This window comes from Glutamicibacter sp. AOP12-B1-11 (assembly GCF_052379245.1).
In the GTDB taxonomy this organism is placed as follows: domain Bacteria; phylum Actinomycetota; class Actinomycetes; order Actinomycetales; family Micrococcaceae; genus Glutamicibacter.
In genome coordinates this window covers 21798-29980 of record NZ_JBQSYL010000037.1, presented here as the reverse complement: position 1 = coordinate 29980, position 8183 = coordinate 21798, and the positions used below count along the sequence as shown (strand labels likewise).

At 61.4% G+C, this 8183-nt stretch carries 6 protein-coding genes; 5 read left to right on the top strand and 1 reads right to left on the bottom strand.

Going from position 1 to position 8183, the window contains the following annotated elements; genetic code table 11:
- Positions 1-396 precede the first annotated feature (396 nt).
- The 3 genes from ACT3UQ_RS17655 (at position 397) to ACT3UQ_RS17645 (ending at position 2786) form a co-directional block, all read left to right on the top strand.
- A complete protein-coding gene (locus ACT3UQ_RS17655; RefSeq protein ID WP_105554808.1) occupies positions 397-1404 on the top strand; it encodes an exonuclease domain-containing protein in 1008 nt (335 codons plus the stop codon).
- 51 nt (positions 1405-1455) lie between these two features.
- The gene (locus tag ACT3UQ_RS17650; RefSeq protein WP_444637634.1) at positions 1456-1953 is read left to right on the top strand and encodes a GtrA family protein; all 498 of its coding nucleotides are present in this window, start codon (positions 1456-1458) and stop codon (positions 1951-1953) included.
- A 101-nt stretch (positions 1954-2054) separates the two neighbouring features.
- A complete protein-coding gene (locus ACT3UQ_RS17645; RefSeq protein WP_444637633.1) occupies positions 2055-2786 on the top strand; it encodes an SDR family NAD(P)-dependent oxidoreductase in 732 nt (243 codons plus the stop codon).
- Positions 2787-2944: 158 nt separating this feature from the next.
- Here ACT3UQ_RS17645 and ACT3UQ_RS17640 read toward each other — a convergent pair whose 3' ends face one another.
- Positions 2945-3886: an ADP-ribosylglycohydrolase family protein gene (locus tag ACT3UQ_RS17640; RefSeq protein ID WP_181148561.1), complete on the bottom strand. Its 942-nt coding sequence runs from the start codon at positions 3884-3886 to the stop codon at positions 2945-2947.
- Positions 3887-3937: 51 nt separating this feature from the next.
- Here ACT3UQ_RS17640 and ACT3UQ_RS17635 point away from each other — a divergent pair, with 51 nt between their 5' ends.
- Complete coding sequence (locus ACT3UQ_RS17635; protein WP_444637632.1) at positions 3938-5101, top strand: exonuclease SbcCD subunit D; 1164 nt, start codon at positions 3938-3940, stop codon at positions 5099-5101.
- Positions 5098-8163 (top strand): AAA family ATPase, encoded by a 3066-nt coding sequence (locus ACT3UQ_RS17630; protein WP_444637631.1) that lies wholly within the window; start codon positions 5098-5100, stop codon positions 8161-8163. The genes ACT3UQ_RS17635 and ACT3UQ_RS17630 overlap by 4 nt, the downstream gene beginning before the upstream one ends.
- The last annotated feature ends 20 nt before the right edge of the window (positions 8164-8183 follow it).

The following is an 8183-nucleotide window of genomic DNA, read 5'->3' as shown; positions in this document are numbered from 1 at the left end:
CAATGCCGTGTTCGGTGCAGCTCTGGGCCTTTCGCTGTTTTAACCCGAAAATCCGATTGTCGTCCTGTGGACGATGGATCCTTGCAGGGGCTAGGGGCTATGGGCTATGGGCGAAGGGAGGCAGCTAGTGGAAATGGCCTGCGCATGCTGAGCGGTTCGCCATCAAAATGCGTAATCCATTACGGCGTGAATCGCGGGAACTGCAGTGCCTTCTGATGTGAGCTGTCTTGCTCTTCCTATTTTGCGGCGAATCGAATCGATTGTTAATAAACGCAGGTCAGATACGTGTTTAATGAGATACGCAACGCTGTAGTAAAAGGGAGTCTTGCAGCCGAGAAAGGCCGTCGAGGGGACACCGATGACGTTGATTTAGCGAAAGGGAGTAAACTGGCAGGCGTGTCATTGGACTTCACAGCGCTAGATTTTGAAACGGCGAACGGATTTATCGGCTCGGCCTGCTCGGTCGGCCTAGTAAAGGTCCGTTCCGGACGTATCGTCGAAACCGAACAGTGGTTGCTTCGGCCTCCGGAGGGTTTCGATCATTTCGACCCACGGAACGTCTCGATTCACCACATCACCGAGGATATGGTCACACACTCGCCACGGGTCGGCGAGAAGCTCGGCGACCTGCTGGAGTTCGTCGGTTCAGATGTTCTCGTAGCCCACAACTCGGCTTTCGACTCGGGCGTCATTCGGGCAGCTTCCGAAGCAAGTGAGCTATCGGTACCGCAACTTGCTCACCTTTGCACGGTCAAGCTTTCGCGCAAGGCCTATGATCTGCCGAGCTATTCGCTGCCGTTCGTCGCCGAAGAGGCCGGGCACCCAATCGAAAACCACCACGAAGCCTTGGCTGATGCCGAGGCCTGCGCGTGGGCGATGATCGACATAGCGCAACGCAGCAATGCGAGCACTGTCTTGCAGGCAGCCGATCATTACAAAGTCGGGCTTGGATTGACCGCCGCGTGGAACCCAGGCGAAGAGTTTTCCCGCGCTACCCGTGACGCACAAGGCTGGATAGCCAGCGGCCAACCGCTGCCGCCCCAAGACGCCTTCGGCTCATGGCCGCAGGAAGGCGATAATCCCGAACCGAATTCGAGTGCCGATCCCACGCATCCGTTATACGGACAGGTGATGGTCTTTACCGGCAATCTCGCCGTGCCTCGCCCCAAGGCAAAGCAATGGGCCGCTAACTACGGTGCGCAGACCGCCTCGCGGGTCACCCGGGCAACGACCGCGCTGGTTGTCGGAGATGGGTTTGTGCCGCAGGATCTCTCCAACGGGCGGCTGACCAACAAGGCAAAGCACGTGCTGAAACTGCGTGACAAGGGGCAACGCGTGGAAATCATCTCCGAAGGTGAATTCATGCAACTGGTCGAAGGCTTCGGAATGGCCGTCCAGGGTTAAGCACGGCCAGCCGCAACAACGTCTTCAGCCACTAACAACCACGGAGCAACTGTGAGCGGTAAAAATCGCGTGCTAACAAGACTCATGCGCTTCGTCGGCGTGGGCGGGTTCTGCTTTGTGGTGACGCTAGTGGTCAACTACGGTCTGAAATTCACCGTGCTCGAAGCGCACCCGACGACCGCTTTCATCATTGCCAACGGTGTTGCGACAATCGTCTCCTTCGTCCTCACCCGGCAGTACACCTTCCAGCATCAGAACGATGCCTTCCGCAAGCGCGTCCAGGCGATCGGATTTTTCGCGGTTTCACTGATTGGCATTGGCATCAACTCGGCCCCACTGTATGTGTCCCGGTGGATCCTGGGATATCACTATCCGCAAGTCTCCTTCCTGAGCCAGGAAATCGCCGACTTCGTTTCAGGGCCGATCATCGGCACCGTACTGGCCATGGTTTTCCGCTGGTGGGCGCTGCACAAATTTGTCTTCCCAGACGCGGAGCAGAACTCCACCACCGGTGAGGAACAAGAGCTAGCTTCATCGTCTAGTGGCTAACGATCCGGGATCAAGCCAGGAATAACCTCCCGCCAGTAACTTGCATGAGTGTTCAGGTGCCCAGATTTGGCGCGCCCGCCTGCCGCGTTTAAGCTCGGTGAATGAACTCTTCTGGAATGGTGGTCGCGGTCACCGGCGGGTCGCGAGGCATTGGTGCTGCCATCGTCCAACGCGTTGCAGCCGCGGGGCATAATGTTCTCATCGGCTACCGCCGCGATGAGCAAGCCGCCATCTCCTTAGCGAACAATGTCCGCCAGCAGGGCGGTCATGCGCTCGCCTCCCGCGTCGATGTCACCGATCCGACGTCGTTGGAAGAATTCTTTCGGTCCAGCGAGGCCCTCGGTCCGCTAGCGGGTGTGGTTGCGTCGGCCGGCGCCGTCGAGGCTGTCGGAGCATTGGACGATCTCGACCCCGAGGCGATCCGGCAGGATCTCGAGGTCAACCTGCTTGGCCCGGTGCTGACCGCACGCGCCGCAATCCCGCGCCTCAAGGCGACGCGCGGTTCGCTGGTGCTTATTGGTTCCGCAGCCTCCACGATTGGCAGCCCCGGTTCCTACGTGCACTATGCTGCCGCGAAGGCAGGCGTGGCCGCCCTTGCCGTCGGGTTGTCAAAAGAGGTCGCCTCGTATGGCGTCCGTGTCAACTGCGTCGAGCCCGGGACCGTCTGGACCGACTTCCACCAGGACCCGCAGCGGCCAGCGAAAGTGGCCACTGCGATCCCACTGGGGCGCGCCGGAGATCCGGCAGAGATTGCCGGAGCCGTCGCGTGGCTGCTCTCCGAGGATGCCGGGTACACCACCGGGGCGACGCTGCGCGTTGCCGGCGGAATGTGAGAACCCGAGAGTGTTCGCGTCGACATCCCGCTGTGGCGTGTGCGGCAGGTTTGCCTAGAACCTTGAGAAGTCTGCTCACCTGGTCCCGGCACCAATCTTCCGGAATCCGGGACCAGGCGAGCCAACGATTATGTCGGCACCGTCGCAGCGATACGCGTTTAGACGAGCAGGGCCATCCAACGGTCATGCAGCTCGGAGATGATGTCATCCAACGCGGAGGCAGGGCGGTCGCCCACTGCATCGGAACCATAAACGGCAGCCAACAGGGCTACGGCGTAGGCATCGGTTTCTGGGTCGCGTACGGTGGTCTCGTCGTCTGCTGGCGCCTCTTCGGCTTCGACATCGGATTCTTCTTCGGCCTCGGCGGGTCCCTTGTCGGCGAAGTAGGCAGCGTAGGCATCGGTCGGTGACAGGTGCAGCGAATCCCGGACGATGGAAACGACTTGGCGCAGGGCCTCGGCCGAAGGGCCTTCCAGCCCTTCAAGCATGCCTTCCCATTCGCCGGCGGAGCCTTCGGAGCGTTCCATGGCCGAACGAATGATCTTTGCGGCGGCGATGGCCGTGTTGGCAGCCTGGGTATCGTGCGTCAGGAATGCGGCCGAGCGGGCCACGGCAACCGTGGTGTCCACGGGTACGCGGGCCAGCAGTGCGGCAACGGCCGCACGCGGAAGCACTCCGGTTGAATCGGCGTTGGGGCCCGTGGGGCGAACGCGCTGACCCATATCGGCGGAGTTCAGTCCGGCGACATTTTGCGGGTCGCCGGGCAGGATGCCTTCGTGCAGTTCAACCTTGGCGAACTCGGCATCGATCCAGCGTTTCAGCGGTTCGGGCGCTCCGGTAGGGAAAGACCCGGTCAGCTGTGCGTAGCCGCGCAGCGAGGCAAGCCACATACAGGCCGCTTCATCGCTGCCCACACCGTCGTTGGCCCATTCGAGGGCTTCGAGCAGCCCGTCGGCCATATACAGCGGGAGCAATTCGGTGGCGCCGGGATCGATATCGTCGCGGGCGTGGGTTGCGCCGTCGGCTATGCCGAGCAGGATCGCGAACACCTTGTCTGAGTAGTTCTCTGGCAGGAGTGCAATTTCACCGGTTTCATTCACACTCCACATTCTAATGCTCATTCTGTCGGCGCAAGTGCATAAGGTGGATTCATGCGATTGCTTCATACCTCCGACTGGCATTTGGGACGGACCTTCCATGGTGCGTCGTTGCTCGAAACCCAGCGCAACGTACTTCAGGAGATCATCGACATCACCCGCGAACGCCAGGTTGACGCGGTGCTGGTGGCCGGTGACATCTACGACCGGGCGCTGCCACATGTCGATGCGGTCCGCCTCTGCAACTGGGCGCTCGGTGAACTTCGCAAGACCGGGGCGACGCTGATCCTGACCAGCGGCAATCACGATTCCGCCTCACGGCTGGGCTTCGCCTCGGCACTGCTTGACTCCGCCGGGGTGCACATCTTCGCCGAACCCGCACGCATGCTCGAACCGGTGCTGCTCGACGGCGGGGACCACCAGGTGGCCGTCTACGGCATCCCGTACCTGGAGCCCCGCATGGTGATGGACGAGCTGCAGGTCGATCGGGCCAGCCATGAAGCGGTGGCCGGCGCCGCACTCACGCGCATCGAGGGGCATCTGGCCGGCTTGCGCCAGCAGGGTTCGCCGGTCGTCTCCGTAGCCATGGCTCATCTCTTTGCCGCCGGCGGACAGGGCAGCGACTCCGAACGAGAGCTGAGCACCGGAAATCTGGATGTGGTGCCGGCGCACCTGTTTGAGAACTTTGACTACACCGCGCTGGGACACCTGCATGGCCGGCAACGCATTACCGAACACATCCGCTATTCGGGTTCCCCCTTGGCCTACTCGTTCTCCGAGGTGAACCAGCGCAAGGGCGTGTGGCTGATCGATACCGGAGCCGAAGGCATCACCGGGTACCAGGAGGCCATCCTCTCGGTGCCTAAAAAGCTGGCCGTGCTCCGCGGAGACTTGGCGGACCTGCTCGCCGATGAGTCCCTCGAATACGCCCAGGACGCCTGGTGCCAGGTGACCCTGACCGATCCCGAACGTCCGGCCGATGCGATGAGCAAGGTGCGGACCCGATTCCCGGACACGGTGGTGCTGGCTTTTGACCCGCAAGGCGGCAAGGTGAAGGAAAAGTCCAGCTACTCCGAACGCATGGCCAAGGCGACCAGCACCGCGCAGGTCTGCTCGGACTTCATCGAACATGTCAGGGACCGGCACCCCGATGAACTTGAACGCGAATTGCTCGATTCGGTCATCCGCAGCACTCGTGAAGCACAGGTGAGCAAATGAGAATCCATCGGCTTAGAATTCAGGCTTTTGGCCCTTTCGCTGGCGTCGAAGAAGTCAATTTTGACGAGCTGGCCTCCGGCGGACTGTTCTTGCTCGACGGTCCGACCGGTGCCGGGAAATCCAGCATCCTCGACGCGATTTGCTACGGCATCTATGGATCCTTGCCTGGAAATCGAGCCGGCAGCCGGCAGATCCGTTCGGACCATGCGGCGCTGGGAGTCGAACCGCAGGTCATCTGCGAGCTGACCATCGGGGACCGGCGATTCGAGGTCACCCGGTCGCCGGCCTGGATGCGCCCGAGCAAACGCGGCAAGAATGGCATCACCGAACAGAAGGCATCCAGCGCGTTGCGCGAATTGGTCAAGGGGCAATGGGAAGCTCTCTCCACACGCAACGACGAGGTGGGCCAGGTCCTCGGGGGCCTCTTGGGGCTGGACCGCGATCAATTCACCAAGGTGGTGATGCTTCCGCAAGGTGGCTTCGCCGACTTCCTGCGCGCCAAGGCCACCGCCCGTGAAGAGCTGTTGAGCAACCTCTTCGACACCAGCGATTACGCGAAGATCGAGGAAGAATTCAACGTACGGCTAGGCGAGGAACGCAAGAAGGCCGCCGCTGTTGAAGCGACGCTCAGCGCGCGTGAAAATGGCATACGCGAGGAAGCCACCGAGTACTTGGCGGTCCACGAAACGGGGGACCCGGAAGAGCCCGTGGAAGAGGTGGAGCAACCACTGGATTTAGCCGCAGAATTTGCCGGCTACGATGCCCGAATTCTTGCTCTAGCCACGGCGCATCAGGAAAACTGCGCAAACCAACGAATGCAACGCGACAAGGCGCTTAAAAACCAGCAATCCCTGGACGAACGCCGCCGCGTATTTGCCCGCCAGGCCGAATTGCTGAGCCTGGAGGCAGAGCAAGAACGCATGCATCCCGCAGCCGTCCTTGCCGGACAGGGCCTTGAGCTCCATGGGCGGGCCGCCGGAATCCGCGGCTATGAGGCTCAACTCAAGGACACGCAACGTGAGCTGAAAGAACTGACCGGGCCGTGGGAAGACAGCAAAGCCCAACTGCTGAAGGAGCACGGACTGCGGCTCCAGCCCAACGCCGAAGACCTTGAGAACATCCGAGTGCGCACGCTGAAATTGAGCAATCGGCTCGCGGTCCTCAAGGCGGCGGTGAGCGATGAGGCCAAGCAACAACGCCTTCGCCAAGAACTCGAAGAATCGATCGAACTGGCCGCCAAGCAGCTCAAGTCCCGCAGCGACGCGGAGAAGACGCTCGAACAATTGCGCCTTGGGCGCGATGAGCTTGCTGCGGATCCGGGCAAGCTCGACGCGGTAGCCGCCGCCACGGCAAAACAACAGGCAACCGAAGAGCTGAAAACCGCGCAGGACTTGGTTGGCCAGGTCAAACTCCGCGATAAGCTCCGTATTGCGCTGACCAAAGCCGACATCGAGTATGCCGAGCAGAGCCTGAAGCTCAACGCCGCGGAAAATACGCACATCGCCGCGCAACGCACCCAACTGGAACAGAGCGCGCTGCGTCTTGCGGCGGCACTCGAAGACGGATCGCCCTGCCTGGTGTGCGGTTCGCTGGAACATCCACGGCCGGCCCGAGCCGAAGCCGGTGCCGAACTGATCGACGACGAGCGGCTCGAAGCGCTGGAGAAAGCAGTCCAGGACGAACGCGACCTCCAGCAACGCAAGGCCAAGGCCCGTGACATCGCGACCACCAAATTCGAGGCAGCGGCCGAAGTCGCCCAGGAACTAACCGTCGAGGCGGGCCAGGCCAAAGCCGGCGAAGCGCAGGAAGCACTCGACGCGGCCGTTGCCGCACAAGCCCAGACTGCCGAGCTGGTTCGAAAACTCGAATCCCTGCGCACGCGCATCGAAGTAGAGACCGCGAAGGTCGCCGCGGCAGCGATGGACCACGCCGCGAGTACCAAGCAAGTGGAGTCCCTGAACACGCAGATTTCCGAGCTCGAGGAGAAACTCAGGCAGCTGCGTGAAGGCAGTGATTTGGGCATCGATGACGTAGTGCTGAAGGTACGCGCAGAATTCACGATCTTCAATCGCGCCTTGAACACGCTCAAGGACTACCTAGCGGCGGTGGATTCCGCGCAGAAGGCCCAAGAGAGCTGGACTCGTGAACGCGAAGAGGCCGGATTCGACGAGGACGCGAAATATGCGGCGGCGCTGCTGTCCACGGAGGCGCGCGAGGAATTCGAGCGCATCCATCACCAGGACACCGTACGTTCCAGCGCCATTGCCACGCTCAAGGGCTCCGAAGACTACCGGCGTGCCCGGGAATTCAGCGCCGCGGGCATTAAAACACCGACCGAGGAAGACCTGCGCGAGGCACGGGAGAACGCCAAGTTGGCCGAGGAGCTGTTCGAGAGCGCACGCCAGGACGAGGTGCTCGCGCAGACCCAACTCGAACGGCTGCGCAAATCCGTCACGGCACTGGCCGAGTATCGTTCGGAATCGGGACCGGTGATCGACGCATACCGGCGCCTTCGCGACCTCGCCGAAGTAATTCGTGGTGGGGGAGAGAACAAGTACAAAATGACGCTCAGCACCTATGTGCTGGCGGCGCGCTTGGAAGAAGTCGCCGCGGCCGCGACCGAGCGATTGATGATCATGTCCTCGAATCGCTACTCCTTGCACCATGATGATTCGACCCGCGGCAACTCGAAGTCCGGTCTGGGCTTGCGTGTGCGTGACTCATGGACCGGCAAGGAACGCGATACCCAGACGCTGTCCGGCGGTGAAACCTTCATGGCCTCGCTGGCGCTCGCGCTTGGTCTGGCCGACGTCATTTCCCATCACAGCGGTGCCGTGGACATGCAGACGCTCTTCGTCGATGAAGGCTTCGGATCCCTTGATGCGGAGACCCTGGAGCAGGTTATGGAAGCGCTGGAATCGCTGCGTGCCGGAGGGCGGATGATCGGCCTGGTTTCACACGTTTCAGAGATGAAACAACGCATTTCCAACCGTGTCACGGTCACCAAGACGCAGCATGGGTCGACCATCGATATGACTCCGGAAGTGATGCTCGCTATATGAGCTAGACATTGCCGAAGACG